Genomic DNA, 20,565 nt, shown 5'->3' on the forward strand with positions numbered 1-20,565 from the left:
GGCAAGAAGGCGACTAAGCATTACATCGTGAATAATTGCGGGAAGGAGGTGGAAACGTGGAGCAAATTTATACTCAAATCAATAAGGTTCGTCGGCGGTTGCGATGGTTCCATAGCATTGATGGAGCAAGGTTTGGTCTTGCAGGAGGGGTAGTCATTGCTATTCTTTGGTTTGTTGCAGGAAGGCTGTGGCCTATTGATGGCGTACTGTGGTTTGCTATTGGAAGCTTCATTGTTACAACAATCGTTGGTTTATTATATGGACTACTGAAGCGGATTTCCTATATGGAGGCTGCTCGTATGATGGATGCTACGGAAGCTGGAGTGGAGCGACAGGATGCCATGACAACGTCACTAGCATTTGCAGACAGTGATATTCCTGCCGCTATTCTTCAACGGAATCAAGCTATTGAATATGGCGAGGTTTATATTCGCGATTTGAAGAATAAGCTTCCATTTCCATCTAAGCGCAAGCAATGGATTCCTCTTGCCGCTGGTCTTCTTGTAGCTATATTACTGGCCGTGCTGCCTAACCCGATGAATGATATTATTGCTCAGCACAAACAGGAACAACAATGGGTAGATACACAGAAGAAAGAGATAGAGCAGCTTACAAAGACGCTTGAGGAACGTAAACTAGAACCTTTGGTAACGGATCCTTTATCCCAAGAATTAAAGAATTTGAGAAGGGCTTTGGAGAAGAGTTCTGATCCAAGCGAAGCACTTGAAAGTGTGGAGCAAACGATGAAGCAGCTCAAAGAAATGTCAGATAAGCTGGAATTGAAGCAACAGGAGCAGTCGCAGTGGCTTGACTCTTGGAAGTCTAATCCGGTATCCAAAGGACTAAGTGAGGCGCTGGAGCGGAAGGATGCGGAATCACTAGCAGAACAGATGAATACGCTGCGCAAAGACATGAATAGCATGGCGAAGGAAGATCGCCAGTCGTTAGCCGATGATTTGAAACAACTAGCGGATACTGCACCCGCTGATGATCAAGATGCGCAGCGTTTGGTAGAAGCGTTGAAGAAAGCGGCGGAAGCGTTGAGTAAGGGACAACCATCTCAGATGGATCAAGCGCTTCAAACTTTAAATGACGCCTTGCAGCAAGCGGCAAGCAGTGCGAGTCGAAATTCGCAGCAAGCCGACAGTGCCGCAGCATTAGCCTCTGCTCTCGCCAAACAAGGCATGGGCTTGGCACAGGAGATGTCGGCATCAGGGCTTGCCGTTTCGAATACTTGGAGTATGGGTGGCAGTGCCGAAGAGTTAGCCTCTGGAAACAGCGTTGCTAGTGGTGAAGGATCGAATGGTGGAGCTGAAGGTGGAGAAAGTGGGGCTGGACAGGGAGTGGGCCAAGGTTCTGGGCAAGCCGCTGGTAGCGGAAGTGAATCTGGTTCCGGTAGTGGAAGCGGTTCTGGTTCTGGCTCTGGTAGTGGCAGTGGAACTGGGTCCGGTTCTGGTTCCGGTAGTGGCAGTGGTCAGGGAAATGGATCGGGCTCGGGGGCTGGATTAGGTTCAGGTGGACGTAGTTTAGTGAAGACACCTAGAACTTACAGTGGCAGTGGCAACGTTCAAAATGATGGAGGCCCTTCTAACGGAGGCAGTGTACAAAAGGGTGGCAATTCCCCCGTATTTGAAGGAACAAGCCGCCCATATGAAGAGGTATATAGCGATTATGCTGCGGAGGCCAAACGTTCTTTGGAACGCAATGAACTACCGCAAAGCATGCAGAGTTTGGTCGAGAGTTATTTTACAGAGATTGACCCAGGGTCTTGAGTTAGGATTCATGAGGAGGACATAGGATATGGAAGCAAAAGAGCAGATGGAGTACTGCAGAAATACAATATCTTTGGTGCGGGAGGAAATTGCCCGCGTCATCGTTGGACAACAGGAAGTTGTTGAACAGCTCTTGTGGTGTGTTTTTGCGGGTGGACATGCCTTATTAGAGGGGATACCTGGCTTGGGTAAGACAATGTTAGTTCGCACGATTGCCGATACGCTTGACCTTTCCTTCTCGCGCATTCAATTTACACCCGATCTTATGCCAAGTGATATTACGGGCACGAATGTGATTCGATTTGGCCTGCAAGGTGCTGCTGATACCGTATTCCAGCCTGGACCAGTGTTCAGCAGTATTGTTCTTGCTGACGAGATTAACCGGGCTACACCAAAAACGCAAAGTGCTCTGCTCGAAGCGATGCAGGAACAGACGGTAACCGTTGCTGGTGAGACTAGGAAGCTACCGCAGCCCTTCTTTGTATTGGCAACTCAGAATCCGCTCGAGAATGAAGGGACGTATCCATTACCCGAAGCACAACTGGATCGATTTTTGCTAAAAATTAATGTGACCTACCCTAGCCCAGAGGAATTGAAGGAAATTGTACGTCGTACAACGGCTGTAAATCTATTAACTGTTGAAAAGCTGGCTTCAGCACAAGAATTGCTAGATATACGGCAAGTGGCTAAAGAGGTTCTACTAGCTGATGATGTGCTAGATTATGGAGTTCGTTTGTTAATGATGACCCATCCTGACGAGCCGTCTGCTCCAGAATCTATTCGTAAATATGTTGCTTTTGGATCAGGCCCGCGTGGTATCCAGTCCATAATCTCTGTGAGTAAAGTAAGGGCAATTTCGAAGGGGCGGATGCATGTATCGACAGGTGATATTGTTGCGGTAGCCATTCCTGCACTGCGTCATAGGTTGTTCCTTAATTTCGAAGGTCAGGCGATGGGGGTCTCTACCGACAGATTAATAGAGGATATAGTATCTGCGTTGGAGGGCTCAAGATGACGGAACCACTGCTACCACCGTCACTTCTACCTCGCTTGGAACGGTTATCTATCGCTTCCAAACGAAGAGTCAAAGGAACTACGCAGGGGAAACGCCGTTCGGGCCGATTGGGAGCTTCGCTGGAATTTGCCGACTATCGTGAGTATGCACCGGGAGACGACATCCGCCGTTTCGATTGGGGAGTATATGCCCGCACCGGACGGCCATTTGTTCGGCAATATTGGGATGAGCAAGAACTATACGTCAATCTGTATGTAGATATCTCAGCATCCATGGATTTTGGTGGCGAGAAGAGTACCGGGGCACCCGCTACCGAGAATAAGCTTCTTTATGCTAAGTCATTAGCTGCTTCCGTAGGTTATATGGCTTTGGCTGGGTACGATCGGGTGCAGGCTTCACTGTTTGCTAGTGAAGTAGAGGGGAAATTACCGCCGATTAGAGGGAAGGCTTCAGCCGCCAGGCTGTTTACATTTCTTCAAGATGCTGTTCCAAGGGGCTCGGGTGATTTGGCAAGTGCGTTACGACGCCCGCAATCTATTCCTAGACAACCTGGAATGACTTGGATTTTCTCTGATTTTTGGTTAGAAGGTGGCATTGAAACGCTGGGAGATATGTTATCCTTCCTGCTCGCTGCGGGTCAAGAAATTGTACTAGTTCAAGTATTGTCATCTGAGGAGCTAGGTCCCAAACTGAGTGGTGATTTGCGCCTACTAGATAGTGAGCTTGGAACAGGCAAGGAGATTGCACTGACAGGTAAAGTGCTGGAGAAGTATGGATATGCTTTGAAGCAATATAGAGAAGAGATTGCCCGCTTTTGCAGTGAGCGGGGTATACGCTATGTGTTGGCTCCAACTCATTTGCCACTTGAGAAGAGAATCTTCGAGACGCTGCGCGGTGCAGGCGTTGTTGGTTCATAAGTGGGGGACAGGATGGTATTTACAAAGCCCACTTTCTGTTGCGTGAAGTAGTAGTTGCATTGTTTACACCTAAATTTGGAAAGTCATCAGATCTTTTGAATGAAACTTTTAGGAGGGGACGTCATGGGAATTACATCATGGGCAGGATTATGGTTCGGCTTAACCATTCCCGTTATTGTGCTGATGTATTTGTTCAAGCGAAAGTATATCGACACGATCGTTCCCAGCCATCTGCTCTGGAATCGCGTCTTACGGAATATTGAAGCGAATCGTCCGTGGCAGAAGCTCCAAAATCGATTGCTGCTGTGGTTACAGTTATTGGTTGCCGCGCTGCTTGTATTTGCGCTGATGCTGCCCTTCGTCTGGGTCCATGGCAAAGCACAGGGCCATACGATTATTATTGCTGATACGTCGGCCAGCATGAGCGCAATATGGGATGGAGCACTAAAGAATCAAGAGGATTCAGTAACCCGTTTGACTGAAATGAAGAAGCAATTGATTAAGTATACGGATTCGCTTGATCAAGGAAGTGAAGTAACACTTCTGAAGCTTGGAAGTGAACCGCAGGTGTTGTTATCACGAGAGCATGATGAAAAGGTTTTAAAGAAAGTGATTGAAGCCTTATCTATCGATTATGGTAAAGCAGCTTATAGAGAGGCACTATCACTGGCGGCTGCATTGTCGCGAGATGACTCAAAGGCCAGGGTTGTTCTATATACGGATGGGGAATGGAGTGAATCTTCAGCGGACATTGTCTTTGATGCTCCAGTAGAGATGGTCTCCTTGAACTCAAGCAATGTTGCTGTGGTGAATGTGGCAATTGAACAATTTGGCGTCAAATACGATTCGAATTCTACTGAAGGTGCCGGGGTAGCGGTTATTCGCAATTATGGTACATCACAAGTGAAAGTTACTCTAGATTTGTATGGGGATGGGAAACTAACTGCTTCTAAACAATTAGTAGTTGAGAGTGGCAAACGGATGACGATGTCATTCGCTGGGTTACCTGTTGCGGACATCTATAAGCTCAAACTAAGTCCAGACGATGAGTATGCTCCTGATAATGAGGCCTTTGCATTTCGAGAGCAAGGGGGAGCGCCAAATGTATTGCTTATTTCCTCAGGAAATCTGTTTTTGGAGAAAGCGTTGCAGCTCTCTGGAGCTAGGGTGACCTTAATGGGTCCCGATTCGAGTTCATCCTCTGATGACGAAGGTGAGGCTGGAAATACCAGTACGCGTAAATTACCATCTCTGTCTCCTGATATCGTAATTGTTGATGGTGAGGCTCCAGCATTTATCAAGCAGACTCCTTGGGCTGAACTATTGCGTGATACACCGCTGTGGACTTTGGGGGGGCAAGGAGAAGTAGTCCAACCTACCCGGGGAGAAATGAAGGTAGAGAATCATCCGGTAACCCGTTATTTATCGCTAACAGAACCGCCGGCTGGAGAACTTCAGGACGAGGAAGTACCAGCGTGGGCCAAGCCTATTCTAACAATGGACGGGCTACCTGTGATGTATGCTGGAACGGAAGCGGGAGTTCCGCGATTAAGATTTCTCTTCACGCTAGAAGAAGGGGATTTACCTTTGCGGCCAGAGTTTCCGATCCTTGTGAATAATGCTGTTCAGTGGCTTCAATCAGGTAAAATGACTGGACTTGGTCGTGTAACGGCTGGATCCATCATAGACATTCCTGTATCTGCGTCAGCTGTTGAAGCTTCTTGGATACCTATTGATGGTTATGCAATAGCAGTGGGAGCAAAGTCTATACCGGCTAGACAAAGTGATCAATATATAGCTTCAGAGCAGGAGAGTCCGGGAATACCTGGATTATGGCGGTTTGTATCGAAGAGTGAAGATGGTACGGATCTGCCCGAATTCAGTGTAGAGGTAACTGCTGATTCACGAGAGTCAGTCATTCAGAGTGCGGAGCCTCTTCAATTAAGCAGATCGGATGGTACAGTGGTCGTCGATGGAGACGACATAGGAGATAACCCATCAGGTAATGAAAGTATGCAATTGAAATCGCGATTATCATTGGTGTATCTCCTAGCGTGGCTAGCATTGCTTGTTATTTTAGTGGAGTGGGGGGTGTATCAGCGTGGGCGTTCAATTTGATCATCCTTGGTTGCTACTACTCTTGATACCATTCGCTGTTGGTGCCGTATATGGGTATCGAGCTGATTTTAGATTAATTGGGGGACGGAAGAAGTGGGCTGTCGCTCTACGTGCGTCGATCATTCTACTGCTTGTTCTTCTGCTTGCCGGATTGCGCACTTATACACTGGTCAAAGATAAAGAAGTTGTCTTCTTAAGTGATCGGTCCTCTAGTATGCGAGAATTAAGCTCCGTTTCCTCGTGGATTGCGACCGCCGGCGAAGGGAAAGGTACGCAGGATAAAGTCGGGGCTGTATCTGTGGGCCTTGATGCCGTTGTAGAAAAAAACTTAGACTACTCGCCTCTCACAGATGGCTCCTTTGGAGGAGAGGTCGGATCTGGATTTACTTATTTAGAGAAAGGTCTACAACTTGCAGGGAGTCTGTTCGGAGGTCAAGGGAATCGTCACGTTGTCCTGATCTCGGACGGAGAAGAAAATGTGGGAGAAGTCTTAAATGGAGCCAAGCTGCTGAAAGAACGGGGAATTACGATTGATGTACTTCCGTATATCCAACCTGATCGTAAGGACGCTGCGGTTGAAGCATTTCAAGTTCCGCAGAAGCTGTTCCTTGCAGAATCTTTTACGTTTGAAGTATTGATTAGAAGCACCTTTTCCGGTAATGGAGAACTTCGCCTTTATGAAGATAATACGGAAATCGGACGGAAGACCGTTTCGTTAGAGCCAGGAGAAAATCGGTATGCGCTCCAAGGAGTGGCTAAAGCTCCCGGACTCCATCGATATCGAGCAGAAATTTTCACGGAAGGGGACGAGCAGTCGGCAAATAATGTAAATTACGCTTTTACCCGTGTGACAGGTAGTCCCAAGGTGCTGATTGTAGAAGGTAAGAGTGGAACCTCCTCTAATCTGGAGAATGTTCTTCAATCGGGTTTGATCGATTACTCCGTTATGGAACCAACGATGCTCCCCTCTGAGATAGCTAAGTATGCTGCATATGACAGTATTATTTTTAATAACGTCTCGGGTGATCAAGTCGGGGGTAAGCAGATGGAACTGATCGAAGCAGCCGTTCGTTCCTACGGAATTGGGTTTGTGATGGTTGGCGGCGAGGATAGCTATGGCATGGGTGGATATTTCAAGACACCGATCGAGAAATTGCTTCCCGTATCGATGGAATTGGAAGGGAAAAGAGAGGTTCCATCCCTGGGGCTTATTCTCGTCATTGACCGTTCCGGCAGCATGTCAGGTGACAAGATCGAGCTTGCCAAGGAATCGGCTATGCGAACCGTCGAACTACTACGAGCCAAGGATACGGTGGGGGTTGTTGCGTTTGATGATAAGCCCTGGTGGGTCGTGGAACCACAAAAATTAGATAATAAAGATAATGTCATCGCGCAGATTAATAGTATACCGAGTGCAGGAGGGACGGATATTTTCCCAGCGGTTTCAGAAGCTACTGAGAAAATGTTGACCATTTCGGCGCAACGCAAACATATTATTTTGCTTACGGATGGGCAGTCAGCGAGAACTTCGGCCTATAATGACCTCTTAAGCACAATGAATGATGAGAAGATCACGATGTCTACTGTTGCAGTCGGTGATGATGCAGATGTTCAGTTACTACAATCTTTAGCACAAGATGCTAAAGGGCGATATTACCTTGTTAAGGATGCAACAACATTACCGGCGATATTTAGCCGGGAAGCAGCGTTAATAGCTAGAACTTATATTGTAGATAAACCTTTTGTCCCATCACTTGTACAACCAGGGGATTGGCGGGAGCTGCTCTCAGGTGGTTTACCCACGGTTTACGGTTATGTAGCAACGACGCCTAAATCGACAGCACAGACGGTATTGTCAAGCCCCGAACCCGATCCTTTGCTTGCCAGATGGCAATATGGGTCAGGTCGGAGCGTGGCTTGGACTAGTGATTTGAGCGGGAAATGGTCACGAGATTGGGTGGCGTGGAACAAGTTCTCTGATATGTTCACTGAGATGGTGAAGTGGACGTTTCCGCAATTTACGGCTTCACCTTATGATGTGAATACGGTGGTGAAGGGGAATGAGGTTCATTTTGAAGTGAAGGTGGAAAGCGATACCTCACCGGAGGAGCTTGAAGCGGTAATTGCTGGTGAGGATGCAACAGAAGAGAGGATTCCATTAATTCAAAGCTCACCAGGGATCTACACAGGAGTTATGGAGGTTCGTAATCCAGGATCTTTTCTGATTAATTTGCAGGGGAAGTCGGAAGGAGAAGTTATCGATGGGGGTACGGGGACAGGGTTCGTTATCCCTTATTCACCAGAATATCGTTTGAATGTTGAGGATTCACAGAAGAAGCTACAGCAACTTGCGGAGCTTACGGGTGGCAGGATGTTGTCTTGGGAAGATCCGCAAGCAGTCTTCCAATTCAACACTAAGCCTTATAAATCCCTCCGCAATTGGGACTACGCGCTGCTAGTCGCCGCGCTGATGCTGTGGCTCGCTGACATCGCTGTGCGCCGTCTGGCGTTGCCATGGGGCCGCATGGCGGAGGCGCTGCTCGCCGCCATGCCTTGGCGCCGCCGCGCTAGCATGCGAGCGGCGGCTGGGTCCGGGCAGCCCGGCGCGTCCGCAGAGCCGGACGCCGGGCTCGCCCGCCTTGCGGCGCGGAAGTCCCGCACCGCGGCCTTCTACGGCGGCGATGGCGGGGACGCCACCACGCCGCCGGCTGCGGTGCGCGCTGATGCGAAGCCACGCGCGCAAACTCCGCCAACGGCTTCCCCTCCGCAGGAGGGGGCCGGGCGGAACAACGGCAGCGGCACGGAAGATGCCGCGCCAGGGGCAGAGCGGCTTGGCCGCCTGCTGGAGGCCAAGCGGCGTGGCAAGCGCTAGTATAACTAGCCCGCACACGCCCCTCGCCACGAGTTAAGCCGCCGCTATTACAGCATTATGCAGCTATACACTAGAAAAACGCCGCTTGGCGTTTTTCTTACTATTCTAAAGCATAAATTCAATTAACCTCTCATTTAAGTGACTATAGTACAACTAAATCTGAACTATTTTTGCTGATGCTCGATTTAATTGCACAAAGTACAACTAATTTCTAGGAAACCGTCTATTTTTAGCACATATTATTAGATTAATTGCACTATATGCAACTAATTCTCGCTTTCACAAAGTTACTATTGAAATATAAGTGTACTTTGTACAACTATTTAACGAGTTAGGTAGGTATGCTCGTATCATGGTGCTCTATAACGACGAATTGCGTAGATATGTTAAGTAAGTACTTAGCACCTTCTTCACATGTGTATAAAATGAGTTCTTTTCGGGGCAGGGTATGGGATAAGTAGAAAATTAGGTTCTCTTTGCTTTGGATTGGTTATTAGTCTTAAAAGTACAGAAAAGCATATGGAAATGATGTTATTGAAGTGGTACAATAGATAAAGTCGAAATGATCTTTTCAAATTGAATGTTTTGATTTAATGATTGAGTGTATATTTTAAAAAAACAGTTAGCTTTCAATTCTAAGGAGGAAACTAGCATGCCACTTTCAGACAACAACAACATTGACAACCTGTCGATTACCACGATTCGTACGTTGGCGATCGATGCAATCGAGAAAGCAAATTCCGGTCACCCTGGTATGCCGATGGGTTCGGCACCAATGGGTTATCAATTGTTCGCAAAAACGATGAATCATAATCCGGATCACCCAACTTGGATCAATCGCGACCGTTTCGTATTGTCCGCAGGTCATGGTTCAATGTTGCTTTACAGCTTGCTACACCTAAGTGGATACGATCTTCCAATGGAAGAGCTTAAGCAATTCCGTCAATGGGGAAGTAAAACTCCAGGACATCCGGAGTTCGGCCACACAGCAGGTGTTGATGCGACAACAGGTCCACTAGGACAAGGTATAGCAATGGCTGTTGGGATGGCACTTGCTGAGACTCAGTTAGCTGCAACTTACAATAAAGACGATTTTAAGATTGTTGATCATTATACGTACGGCATTTGCGGCGACGGAGATTTGATGGAGGGTGTTGCTAGTGAAGCGGCTTCCCTTGCGGGTCACCTGAAGCTAGGCAAATTGATCTTCCTGTATGATTCCAACGATATCTCACTTGATGGTAAGCTGAACCTCAGCTTCTCTGAAGATGTAGGTAAACGTTTCGAAGCTTATGGCTGGCAAACCCTTCGCGTTGAGGATGGTAATGACTTGGCGGCGATTGAAGCGGCGATTGCTGAAGCAAAAAGCGATACGACTCGTCCAACATTGATCGAAGTGAAGACCGTCATCGGTTACGGAAGCCCGAACAAACAAGGTAAAGGTGGACACGGTGGTACTCACGGTTCTCCGCTAGGTTCGGAAGAAGCGAAGTTGACGAAGGAATTTTACAAATGGGTATCTGAAGAAGATTTCTTTGTTCCAGAAGAAGTTCGCGAGCATTTTGCCAAAGTTAAAGAGCGCGGAATTGCAGCTAACCAAGCATGGGATGAGTCTTTTGCAAAATACAAAGCTCAATATCCAGAACTTGCGGCGCAATTCGAAACGGCTATCACTGGCGATCTGCCTGCTGCATGGGATGCAGACCTTCCGAAATATAGTGCAGAAGACAAAGCGGTATCCACTCGTGTTGCTTCCGGTAATGCGCTTAATGGATTAGCTGGACGTGTACCACAACTTCTTGGTGGATCTGCCGACCTTGAAAGCTCCACAATGACCCATCTGAAAGGGTTGACGGTTTATAACTCTGAGAACCGTGATGGACGCAACTTGTATTATGGTGTTCGTGAATTCGGTATGGCAGCTGCAATGAATGGTATTGCACTTCATAGTGGACTCAAAATTTTCGGAGGAACGTTCTTCGTATTTACAGACTACCTTCGTCCGGCGATTCGTCTGGCTTCCATCATGAAACTGCCGGTAACTTACGTGCTTACACATGATAGTATTGCGGTTGGTGAAGATGGCCCTACACATGAGCCAATCGAACAGCTTGCTTCCTTGCGGATTATCCCAGGTCTGACTGTTATTCGTCCTGCTGACGGTAACGAGACGTCTGCTGCTTGGGCATATTCTGTTGAGAATAAAGATAACCCTGTAGCTCTCGTGTTGACTCGTCAGAACCTACCTATTCTTGAGAAGAGTGCGGAGCTAGCACGTGAAGGCGTAAAACGTGGTGGATATGTAATCTCTGATGCCAAAGATGGTAACCCAGTAGCGCAAATCATTGCTTCTGGTTCTGAAGTTCAACTTGCTGTGAAAGCTCAAGCTGCTTTGGCAGAAGAAGGCATTCATGTTCGCGTAATTAGCTTGCCGAGCTGGGATCTATTCGATAAACAGGATCAAGCTTATAAAGATTCCGTTATTCTTCCAAGCGTTAAAGCTCGTGTTGCTGTGGAAATGGCTCATCCATTTGGCTGGGAGCGTTATACTGGCGAGAAGGGTTCCGTTATCGGCATCGACATCTTCGGCGCATCTGCACCTGGGGATAAAGTCATTGAAGAGTATGGCTTTACAGTGGCAAATGTAGTAAACCATGTGAAAGAACAATTGAAATAAGAATGAAGCACTTTTGAGGGGGAGTGGGGACATGTCGCAATTCAGTAATGTAACTGTAGACAAATCGGCTAACATTTATTTTGAAGGCAAAGTAACGAGTCGGAGCGTATGGCTGCAGGATGGAAGCAAAATTACACTTGGAATTATGCTGCCTGGAGCATACGAGTTTGGTACGGATTCGGTGGAAGTAATGGAAATCCTGTCTGGAGATTTGAAGGTATTACTTCCTGGCCAAAGTGAATGGTTAGAGATCCAAGGTCAAGGGACGTTCACCGTCCCTGCCCACACCTCCTTTAAGTTGGAAGTGCGCACTGTGACTGACTATTGCTGTTCCTATAGTTAAGGGGAGCGTAACCAGTAACTAAGCAGATAGACCAAAGGCAGATACCAGCGGGTACCGCTGTATCTGCCTTTTTCTTTTAAGATATAGACCCATATTATCTTTAGACTACCGCTTAAAGTTGTTTGCCACCCATCGTTTGTCCAATCCAAGACTCATAGATCTTCACGACGGAGGAAAGATCTTCGTCGCCATATCCCTCAGTCTGACCGGCTTGGAACAAACTCTTAGCCAGATTTAACATCGGGGATGGGATACTGGATTCGTCCGTTAGTGAAGAAGCAAGTTTGAGGTCTTTTAGCATAAGCGCTAGGGAGAACTGATTGGTGAAATCATGATCAATAATTTTACGTCCTTTAAGCTCTGCGGCTTTGCTACCTGCCGATCCAAGTTGAACGAGCTCTAGGAAAGCATCACCAGGAAGACCGGATTTGGCTGCAATGGCGAAGCCCTCAGCAAGTGCCAAATTGTTAATACCGACGATCGTGTTATGTGCTAGTTTAGCAACTGCACCAGTGCCGTTAGGTCCCATATGAAGTACCTTTTTGCCAAGGGTATCAAAGATATCCTGTTGTGCTGCTAACGTCGTTGTATCTCCACCTACCATGAAGACAAGTGTGCCACTGATCGCAGCCGGAGAGCTTCCTGTTACAGGAGCATCAAGGAATGCGCAGCCAAGTTTTTGAATCTTGTCAGCAAGCTGCTTCACTAGCGCTGGTGAAATGGTGCTGCAGTCTATAACTGTCGCTCCAGAACGGAGTCCTGTCAGCAGGCCATCTTCCCCTTCATATACAGCGATGATTGAAGTGTCGTCACTAACCATCGTGATGACCGTGTCAGCAGTACTAGCAGCTTCTCTAGGTGTGGTAGCTATAAATGCACCTTGCTCAGCTAAAGCTTCACTTTTGGCGCGGGAACGGTTGTATACAATGACTTCATAGCCTTGTTTCAAAAGATTGGCCGCCATAGGGGCACCCATTGTGCCGAGTCCAATAAATCCGATTTTTTTCAAAACAGTCACCTCAATCTAGAAATTGAACAGCATTTAATTATTTTATCATGTGTGGTGGATACTGTATATTGTGCCTTGTCTTCATTTGAAATTTACAGTATCCTAGTTTTAATGAGGATAGGCAGTGAGATTATATAAATATAATTAGATGGAGGTTTTTATTGTAATGTCTAACAAAGTGACGTTTGATTACAGCAAAGCCCTACAATTTGTTGGTCAACATGAAGTAGATTATCTTGCGGAGTCCATTCGAATTGCTCATGAGCAATTACATAATGGTACGGGAACAGGTTCAGATTATCTAGGTTGGATCGATCTTCCAACTGCCTATGATAAAGAAGAATTTGCTCGTATTCAGCAAGCAGCTTCCAAGATCCAAAGCGACTCTGAGGTACTGATTGTTATCGGTATTGGTGGTTCTTATCTGGGTGCTCGTGCAGCCATCGAATCATTGTCTCATTCGTTCTATAATCTTCTTCCTAAGGACAAACGCAAAACCCCGGAAATTTATTTTGCAGGTAACAACATCAGCTCGACTTATGTGAACCATTTGCTCGATTTGATCGAAGGTAAAGATTTCTCCGTTAACGTCATTTCCAAATCAGGTACAACAACTGAGCCTGCTATCGCTTTCCGTATTTTCCGTGCAGCATTGGAGAAGAAATATGGTAAAGAAGAAGCTCGCAAACGGATCTATGCAACAACAGACCGCGAGAAGGGTGCACTCAAGAAATTAGCTGACGAGGAAGGTTATGAGACGTTTATTATTCCTGATGATGTAGGTGGACGGTACTCCGTACTTACACCAGTGGGTCTCTTGCCAATCGCAACAGCGGGCATTAACATCGAAGAAATGATGCAAGGTGCGGCTGAAGCAGCCAAAGAATATAGCAATCCTAACGTGGCTGAGAATGCCAGTTACCAATATGCAGCCGTTCGTAATGCCTTGTACCGCAAAGGCAAAGTAACGGAAATTCTTGTGAACTATGAACCATCTCTTCACTATGTATCGGAATGGTGGAAACAACTTTTCGGTGAAAGTGAAGGTAAGGACTATAAAGGTATTTTCCCAGCAGCCGTAGACTTCTCAACGGATTTGCACTCGATGGGACAATTCATTCAAGAAGGTAACCGGAATATCTTTGAAACGGTAATCCAAGTTACTGAAGTACCAAGCCATATCACGATTGAATCCGATCCAGCTGACCTGGATGGATTGAATTTCCTTGAAGGCAAGACGCTTGATTTTGTTAATAAGAAGGCATTCCAAGGTACATTGCTTGCTCATACCGATGGTCAGGTTCCAAATTTGGTTGTCAATGTTCAAGATTTGACTCCTCATTCATTTGGATATCTGGTATACTTCTTTGAAAAAGCTTGTGGCATCAGCGGATACCTCATGGGTGTTAACCCATTTGATCAACCTGGTGTGGAAGCTTATAAGAAAAATATGTTCGCATTACTTGGTAAACCAGGTTATGAAAAGGAAAAAGCGGAGCTTGAATCCCGACTTTCCGAATAACGTAGAAGTTTTCTCTTCTTAGGGAGACATAAACGCCAGTGAAGCAGTTCAAACCGGAGTAACCGGATGGACTGCTTCTTGGCACATTTATAAGGATGAGGTCATATGCTAGAGTCATACAAAAGTGTTCGCTGTGCCGGGGATAAGGAAATAGTCATCAAAAAATCGCGATTTATCGGCTACATCAAGCCGGTGGATAACGAAGAAGATGCCATTTCTTTTATCGAGGAGATTAAGAAGAAGCATTGGAATGCAACCCATAACTGTTCTGCCTATATGATTGGGGAACGGGACGAGATTCAGAAGCAGTCCGATGACGGGGAACCTAGTGGAACGGCCGGCAAACCGATTCTGGAAGTGATCAAGAATCAAGGGCTCAAGAATGTTGTTATTGTAGTAACCCGTTATTTTGGCGGCATTATGCTCGGTGCGGGTGGTTTAATCCGGGCGTATACCGACGGGGCTGTCGCGGCGATTGAGGCGGGTGAAGTCATTCACTGGGTGCTTCATCGCGAAGTGTTTGTTGAATTGGATTATACTTGGCATGGTAAAGTAGAAAACGAGCTCAGAACCAGAGGAGTTCGTACAGGAGAAACAGCGTTTGCTGATAAGGTAACGTTGTTATGTCTGCCACTCGATGGGGAGGCTGAGGCCTTCAAAGACCGGATGACTGATATAACGCAAGGGCAGGCTGTACTGACGGAAGGTGAGAAGCTTTACTTAATTGAAGGGGAATAACGCCTATGGCAAGAAGAGCAGTGGAGCAGGAGTTGTCGAGGGAAAGGATTATGGATGCCGCTAGACACTTATTTATTACAAAAGGATATCGCGGAATTTCCATGAGGAGTATCGGGCAGCATTTAGGGTATAGCCACGGTTCTCTGTATTATCATTTCAAGGAAAAAGCGGAACTATTCTATGCGATTGTCGTGCAGGATTTCAATCTTTTATCGCAGCTTTGTCATCAGGTAACAAAACAAGCTCCTTCTGAAGGGTTAACGAAGGTCGAACAGTTGATGTTGGAGTTTATTAAGTTTGGCTTAGAGCATCCATACCAGTATGAGATCATGTTCATGCTTCGGGATGAGGAAATTCTCTCCTACTGCCGTAATGAACAAGCTAAATGCTTCGATATGTTCGAATGCCTCGTACGTCAATTTTTGCAGGAAGAGTGTCATCCGTTGGAGCATACCCCATCATTTCCGCTTAGTATGTTTTTGGGTATGCATGGATTCATATCTTTTTATATTCAGGATCGTTTGACGTTTGAGGAGATACTGCCCGCTGCTGTTGCCCATGTCAAAATGCTTAGTCAAAGCAGTTACCGCATGACGTCATAAGACGTTTTTATTTTCAAATCACGCTTTACCCATTTACCCTGTTATAGCTGTACTCCTGTATAACATTAATTTAACGATGTATCGGAAAAATAAGAGGCGTGAGTTTCCTAAGGGGAATTTACGCCTCTTAACGTTATTGTCTACAAAGTTCATTCATCGTTGTAGGTTTGGATTGACGTAAAAGGCAGAGTTTGGTAAAGTTATTGCAAAAGATAAATCCTAGTATTTTCATATGAATAATTTATTGTGTGGTCGTGAATTGGGGATTAATGAAAGGGTGTGACCTGTGATGCATGTAGAAGTACGAAATTTAGATAAGCACTTTGGTAATTTTCATGCGGTAAACGACGTCAGTTTTGGAATTAAGAAAGGCCAATTGATCGGTTTGCTTGGACCAAGTGGTGGAGGTAAAACGTCCATTCTTCGCATGCTTGCAGGACTGGAACAACCGGATTCAGGTGATATTCTGTTTCATGGTCAAAGTGTGGCTGGACTCCCTCCGCAGGATCGCGGCATTGGTTTTGTATTCCAGAGTTATGCTCTTTTTAAACATATGACGGTGTTCGACAATATTGCCTTTGGCCTACAGGTGAAGAAGGCGACTAAAGCACAAATTAAAGCTCGTGTGATGGAACTCGTTGAACTGACAGGACTAAGTGGTTTCGAGCAGCGTTACCCTCATCAGTTATCTGGGGGACAACGTCAGCGTGTAGCCTTTGCACGAGCATTAGCCCCTGAACCGCAATTGCTGCTGCTTGATGAGCCGTTTGCAGCGATTGATGCCAAGATTCGTCAGGAGCTACGCTCCTGGTTACGAGAATTAATCGAGCGCGTGGGTATTACATCTATCTTCGTGACGCATGATCAGGAAGAAGCAATTGAAGTTGCCGATGAGATCATGATTATAAATCAAGGGCGATTAGAGCAGAAAGGGACCCCATGGGATATTTATAAAGACCCGCATACACCTTTTGTTGCTTCCTTTATCGGGCAGTCCACGTTGGTGGAGAAAGCTTCCGATCTCAAGGGATTTGAAGAAGAAGCAGGTGATCCTGGAACTCGTGCGCTAATTCGTCCTGAATACATCGAGGTTGGTAAAGAACATGAATTTACCTTGCGTTCAGCAACTACACCAGGTAGAGTCAAGCATTTGCATTTCCGCGGTAGTGAATGGCTTGTTGAGGTTGAGGTAGGCGGATACACCCTGACAACGTTCCGCTCGCTGGAAAAAGAAACACTTCAGACCGGTGAGGAAGTAGCTGTCTTGGTGCATCGTGCTTACCTATTCAATGACGAGAGAAATTGGATCCTCGAAAATCCATTGAAGCGGGATCCGTTGAGTGTAATCATTTAGAAGTGGGAAAAGTGTGGTGAACAGCTGTCCGCTGCGCAAACCGTTTGATCTTTCGATCACTGTTGGAGTTGGATTATCTGATATGATTACACCTAAATGGGTTATAATCCAACTCCAAAGGCGAACGCGTTGCTTCTCCAGATTCAAACGTTTTACTCCACTCTGCTGTTCACCACACTTTTATGGGTGTGTAGTAAGGAGTGTTCCTTTAAATTGGAACACTCTTTTTTGTGTAGGTAGCTTAATCATTTGATGCCAATTATACACATTATTAGAGATTCAACCTTGGGGTTAGTGCTTGAATAGTACGCTGTAATAGTAAAAGTAGGGGTAACTGACACAGGAGCCACTGATTAATATAACAATTAAACCTTTTATTGGAGATTAGTGGACACTAGGGTTCTTATTTACTCAACAAACATTGGATAGAATCTTAATAGAGGCAAATAAGGTGTTCAGGTCCGTAAGATTTCTAAAGAGTTAAATAGTGTAAGAATAATGTTGTAATTGAACTATAACGGAAGAAGTACCCACACAACTAGCACGATGTTATAATTCTTGATGGGCGAAAGAAGAATTTGACTGTCTTTTTTGTATGAAGGACAAGACTCATGATTAAATGGATCAAATGCTTGTGAATCAAAGGAGGGACATTAGTGAACGATGTTATGACATTCTGGGGGACCGGTGATGCGATGGGGGTTCCGCGTGTCTATTGTGAATGTGAGGTCTGCCAGGAAGCAAGAAGTGGTGGAGTGAATCGGCGGTTTCGCTCCGCTGTGTTTATAGATGGCGAAGAGGGTGGGTTCCTGATCGACTGTGGGCCAGATTGGCAAGCTGGGATGGAGAGAGAGGGACTGCGATTTGTAGAACAAATTTTGATTACACACGCTCATTTTGACCATATTGGTGGATTACCGGAGTGGGCGGATGCGTGTCGATGGCTGGGACAGAGGGGACAGTTGTACGCACCACAAGAGGTGCTGGACATTATTGTTCGGCAGTATCCATGGCTTCCAGGGCAGTTGGATTTTCATGCTGTAGATGAGGGCGTTACTTTGGCGGATTGGAAGATTCAGGCCTGGAAAGTGTTCCATGGGAAGAATGGTTACTCTTATGCGTACCGTTTGGAGAAGGAAGACTATATTTGGGCTTATTGTTCAGATGCGATTGGCTTGCCTGCAGAACAGAAAATACCGCTTGAAGGTCTTGATCTGCTTATACTGGGAACGAGTTTCTACAAGGAGTATGCAGAATTCTCTACGAGGTCAGTCTATGATGTTACGGAAGCGTTGGAACTGCTGCAAGAGGTGAAGCCGAAAGAGACAATCTTTACTCATATGTCTCATGACATTGACCTGAATCGTGATTATGGACTACCTGCAAATGCCCGATTTGCAAAGACGGGGCAAAGGATTTTTTTGAAATAAATAAAAGAGTTCCATGAAGTCTGAACTCGACTTCTGTATTCAAATAAAGGTAAATTCTCCAGTTAGGTTGTTGCGTGGATAAATATGCCTACTTCTAACTGGAAAACCTCCTGTTAATTCAAGCGATTCTCGTTGAATATTGCTCCAAATTAAAAATTAGCGGGATAAATTCCAGGTAAGTTGCCATTAGATTGCTTTAGCAGTCAAATTAAATGGAGGAATTCCAGTTAAGTTGCACCGAACGTCAGGGTAAGGCGAACGTCACTGTACAACCGGACCTTGCCACACCGCAGCTCATCGTATCTACAAAGAATCTAGTCATTAAGACACAAAAAGGAGCCTGAAAATACCTTTCAGGCTCCTTCCATATTATTCCCGGTTAAACACAAATTTATCGATGACGAGCTTGACGCCATCTTCGTTGTTGCTAGCTGTTACGAAGTCGGCGATTTCTTTCAATGCTGGGATGGCGTTGCCCATAGCGACTCCAAGACCAGCTGCTTCGAGCATTTCATGATCATTCCAGGAATCACCGATCGCAATGGTGTCTGCAATATTGCAACCGAAGTGGTTGGAGAGGAATTTTAGCGCATGGCCTTTGGTTCCCTCATGATGCATGATCTCTAGGAAGTTTGGTTTGGACTTGGTGATATGCACTTGGTCACCTAAGAGTTCACGGAGCACAGGGGCGATTTCGTCCAAGTAATCCGGTTCATCGATGATGAGCATCTTTGGCGTAGGCTGGGCAACCAGCTTAGCGAAGTCAGGCTCTACGTAGTATTTGGTCCCATTGAGGTTCGTGTAGTCAATTAGTTTTTGATTTTCTTCACGCGCGTAGAGCTTGTCATCAATATAAGTTTGAAGATGAAGATTATGTTCAATACAGTATCTAAACAGCTTGTCCGCGGCCTCTTTTGGTACATAACGTTCGAACAATACGTGTTCATCCAGCAGGTTCTTAATTAATGCGCCTTGATAAGTAATAATCGGTACATTGAGTCCAGTCTGACGAGCTAGTACATGGGCGGAAGCATACGCACGACCTGTGGCTAATGTGACAACAACGCCTGCTGCAACAGCTTCTTCAAGTGCCTTCTGTGTGGCCGGTGTTACTTCTTTGTTATCGTTAATCAAGGTGTCGTCGATATCGATGGCAATCAGTTTGTACATATTGTTCTCTCCTTCATGATAGTTATGGAATATAAGTTCCACCTATTTATCTCTATAGACATAGCTGTATCTATTGTACCGTACGATGCGTAGATTTCAATTCAGAAAAGTGATTATTATATTTACATAAATTTCTTATTTCGTTTAGAATAGGGTTTAGTCATGGCGTTTGAGAATGATGAACTCCAAATGAGGTGTATTTATGTTACAACAAGTATTGTTTGTTGCATTGTTTACTTTTATTATTCACCTCTCAGAGACACTTACCTATTCTCTTCGTCTAGCTGGAGTAAAGTTAGGGAAATTAGCTGTTGCCTTATCCTTAACAGGAATCATACTTTTAGTATCAAGAACAGCCAATATGGTTCAAGCCGTACTAACCGGGAAAATCATAGACTTCGCAAAGCTTAACGCGGATTACGATCTAGTAGGACATTTACGAATTATAATCGGTGCCTCAACGATGGGAACCATTGTTGCGTTATTACTGTTTCCAACAGCAGTTGCTCTAGCAGCAAGAGTGATAGCACATTTAGAAGTAGCTGGGTCCATACCGCAAATGATCCGTTCCTCGGTTTCTACTCAAAAGATCCATAACGCAAGACATCATTTACGCAAACCCAAGTTATCGATGTTGTCGCGACTCCGAATCGGTGGAATACCCAAGAGGCTAGTCATTCTCAATTGTGTCGTAACCGCAATTTATACGATAGGTGTGCTAGCGGCCTTACTCGCTTCAACATTTACAACGCAATATGCAACGACAGCATTACAGTCTTCAGGACTCATCAATGGGCTGGCAACAATTTTATTGACGATACTTATTGATCCGCAAGTTGGTTTAATAACGGATAAGGTGCTTAGAGGAGAACAAGAGATTACTTCTCTTAACAAAGTCTTTGGGTTATTAATGATCTCGCGGTTATTAGGTACGGTACTTGCACAGATTTTACTGGTACCGGCGGCACACTTCATTATCTGGATGGTATCCATTTTATAGTCAACTTTATAGTCAATTAAGGAGCG

At 45.7% G+C, this 20,565-nt stretch carries 16 protein-coding genes; 14 read left to right on the forward strand and 2 right to left on the reverse strand.

What is annotated here, in order from left to right; genetic code table 11:
- Positions 1 to 56: 56 nt before the first annotated feature.
- The 7 genes from IEW05_RS03125 (at position 57) to ppnP (ending at position 11,714) form a co-directional block, all read left to right on the forward strand.
- Positions 57 to 1,772 carry a DUF8809 domain-containing protein gene (locus IEW05_RS03125; protein WP_188535729.1) on the forward strand — a complete coding sequence of 572 codons (1,716 nt, stop codon included), beginning with the start codon at positions 57 to 59 and terminating at the stop codon, positions 1,770 to 1,772.
- Positions 1,773 to 1,800: 28 nt separating this feature from the next.
- Positions 1,801 to 2,787 carry an AAA family ATPase gene (locus IEW05_RS03130; protein ID WP_188535731.1) on the forward strand — a complete coding sequence of 329 codons (987 nt, stop codon included), beginning with the start codon at positions 1,801 to 1,803 and terminating at the stop codon, positions 2,785 to 2,787.
- Positions 2,784 to 3,704 (forward strand): DUF58 domain-containing protein, encoded by a 921-nt coding sequence (locus IEW05_RS03135; RefSeq protein ID WP_188535733.1) that lies wholly within the window; start codon positions 2,784 to 2,786, stop codon positions 3,702 to 3,704. Before IEW05_RS03130 ends, IEW05_RS03135 begins: the two co-directional genes overlap by 4 nt.
- Before the next feature lie 123 nt (positions 3,705 to 3,827).
- Entirely contained in the window at positions 3,828 to 5,822 is a 1,995-nt protein-coding gene (locus tag IEW05_RS03140) for a VWA domain-containing protein (RefSeq protein ID WP_188535735.1), read from the forward strand.
- A complete protein-coding gene (locus IEW05_RS03145; RefSeq protein WP_188535737.1) occupies positions 5,806 to 8,694 on the forward strand; it encodes a VWA domain-containing protein in 2,889 nt (962 codons plus the stop codon). The genes IEW05_RS03140 and IEW05_RS03145 overlap by 17 nt, the downstream gene beginning before the upstream one ends.
- Positions 8,695 to 9,346: 652 nt before the next feature.
- The gene (tkt, locus tag IEW05_RS03150) at positions 9,347 to 11,371 is read left to right on the forward strand and encodes a transketolase (protein WP_188535739.1); all 2,025 of its coding nucleotides are present in this window, start codon (positions 9,347 to 9,349) and stop codon (positions 11,369 to 11,371) included.
- A 31-nt stretch (positions 11,372 to 11,402) separates the two neighbouring features.
- Positions 11,403 to 11,714, forward strand: coding sequence for a pyrimidine/purine nucleoside phosphorylase (gene ppnP / locus IEW05_RS03155; RefSeq protein ID WP_188535741.1), 312 nt, complete (start codon positions 11,403 to 11,405; stop codon positions 11,712 to 11,714).
- A 112-nt stretch (positions 11,715 to 11,826) separates the two neighbouring features.
- Here the strand turns inward: ppnP and IEW05_RS03160 are convergent, their stop codons facing one another.
- Positions 11,827 to 12,723, reverse strand: a complete 897-nt coding sequence (locus tag IEW05_RS03160; RefSeq protein ID WP_188535743.1) for an NAD(P)-dependent oxidoreductase — start codon at positions 12,721 to 12,723, stop codon at positions 11,827 to 11,829.
- A gap of 166 nt (positions 12,724 to 12,889) precedes the next feature.
- On the opposite strand from IEW05_RS03160, the gene IEW05_RS03165 reads away from it, so the two are divergent.
- The 6 genes from IEW05_RS03165 to IEW05_RS25885 all read left to right on the forward strand — a co-directional run bounded on the left by IEW05_RS03165 (position 12,890) and on the right by IEW05_RS25885 (position 18,713).
- Positions 12,890 to 14,245: a glucose-6-phosphate isomerase gene (locus tag IEW05_RS03165; RefSeq protein ID WP_188535745.1), complete on the forward strand. Its 1,356-nt coding sequence runs from the start codon at positions 12,890 to 12,892 to the stop codon at positions 14,243 to 14,245.
- A gap of 105 nt (positions 14,246 to 14,350) precedes the next feature.
- Entirely contained in the window at positions 14,351 to 14,983 is a 633-nt protein-coding gene (locus IEW05_RS03170; protein WP_188535748.1) for a YigZ family protein, read from the forward strand.
- A gap of 5 nt (positions 14,984 to 14,988) precedes the next feature.
- Entirely contained in the window at positions 14,989 to 15,585 is a 597-nt protein-coding gene (locus tag IEW05_RS03175) for a TetR/AcrR family transcriptional regulator (RefSeq protein WP_188535750.1), read from the forward strand.
- A gap of 289 nt (positions 15,586 to 15,874) precedes the next feature.
- A complete protein-coding gene (locus tag IEW05_RS03180) occupies positions 15,875 to 16,939 on the forward strand; it encodes a sulfate/molybdate ABC transporter ATP-binding protein (protein ID WP_188535752.1) in 1,065 nt (354 codons plus the stop codon).
- A 668-nt stretch (positions 16,940 to 17,607) separates the two neighbouring features.
- Complete coding sequence (locus IEW05_RS03185) at positions 17,608 to 18,369, forward strand: MBL fold metallo-hydrolase (protein WP_373285817.1); 762 nt, start codon at positions 17,608 to 17,610, stop codon at positions 18,367 to 18,369.
- A 212-nt stretch (positions 18,370 to 18,581) separates the two neighbouring features.
- On the forward strand, positions 18,582 to 18,713 hold the full coding sequence (locus tag IEW05_RS25885; protein ID WP_268238718.1) for a hypothetical protein: 132 nt from the start codon (positions 18,582 to 18,584) through the stop codon (positions 18,711 to 18,713).
- A 25-nt stretch (positions 18,714 to 18,738) separates the two neighbouring features.
- Here the strand turns inward: IEW05_RS25885 and IEW05_RS03190 are convergent, their stop codons facing one another.
- Positions 18,739 to 19,539, reverse strand: coding sequence for a Cof-type HAD-IIB family hydrolase (locus IEW05_RS03190; RefSeq protein ID WP_188535754.1), 801 nt, complete (start codon positions 19,537 to 19,539; stop codon positions 18,739 to 18,741).
- A gap of 202 nt (positions 19,540 to 19,741) precedes the next feature.
- On the opposite strand from IEW05_RS03190, the gene IEW05_RS03195 reads away from it, so the two are divergent.
- On the forward strand, positions 19,742 to 20,539 hold the full coding sequence (locus tag IEW05_RS03195; protein ID WP_188535756.1) for a lipid II flippase Amj family protein: 798 nt from the start codon (positions 19,742 to 19,744) through the stop codon (positions 20,537 to 20,539).
- The last annotated feature ends 26 nt before the right edge of the window (positions 20,540 to 20,565 follow it).

It is taken from the genome of Paenibacillus segetis (assembly GCF_014639155.1).
GTDB lineage: Bacteria > Bacillota > Bacilli > Paenibacillales > Paenibacillaceae > Fontibacillus > Fontibacillus segetis.

Bases quoted from the DNA above. Each gene is read 5' to 3' on its own strand.
- IEW05_RS03130 (WP_188535731.1), top strand. From the start codon at position 1,801: ATGGAAGCAAAAGAGCAGATGGAGTACTGCAGAAATACAATATCTTTG.
- IEW05_RS03135 (WP_188535733.1), top strand. From the start codon at position 2,784: ATGACGGAACCACTGCTACCACCGTCACTTCTACCTCGCTTGGAACGG.
- IEW05_RS03140 (WP_188535735.1), top strand. From the start codon at position 3,828: ATGGGAATTACATCATGGGCAGGATTATGGTTCGGCTTAACCATTCCC.
- tkt (WP_188535739.1), top strand. From the start codon at position 9,347: ATGCCACTTTCAGACAACAACAACATTGACAACCTGTCGATTACCACG.
- ppnP (WP_188535741.1), top strand. From the start codon at position 11,403: ATGTCGCAATTCAGTAATGTAACTGTAGACAAATCGGCTAACATTTAT.
- IEW05_RS03165 (WP_188535745.1), top strand. From the start codon at position 12,890: ATGTCTAACAAAGTGACGTTTGATTACAGCAAAGCCCTACAATTTGTT.
- IEW05_RS03170 (WP_188535748.1), top strand. From the start codon at position 14,351: ATGCTAGAGTCATACAAAAGTGTTCGCTGTGCCGGGGATAAGGAAATA.
- IEW05_RS03175 (WP_188535750.1), top strand. From the start codon at position 14,989: ATGGCAAGAAGAGCAGTGGAGCAGGAGTTGTCGAGGGAAAGGATTATG.
- IEW05_RS03180 (WP_188535752.1), top strand. From the start codon at position 15,875: ATGCATGTAGAAGTACGAAATTTAGATAAGCACTTTGGTAATTTTCAT.
- IEW05_RS03185 (WP_373285817.1), top strand. From the start codon at position 17,608: ATGACATTCTGGGGGACCGGTGATGCGATGGGGGTTCCGCGTGTCTAT.
- IEW05_RS25885 (WP_268238718.1), top strand. From the start codon at position 18,582: ATGGAGGAATTCCAGTTAAGTTGCACCGAACGTCAGGGTAAGGCGAAC.
- IEW05_RS03190 (WP_188535754.1), bottom strand. From the start codon at position 19,539: ATGTACAAACTGATTGCCATCGATATCGACGACACCTTGATTAACGAT.
- IEW05_RS03195 (WP_188535756.1), top strand. From the start codon at position 19,742: ATGTTACAACAAGTATTGTTTGTTGCATTGTTTACTTTTATTATTCAC.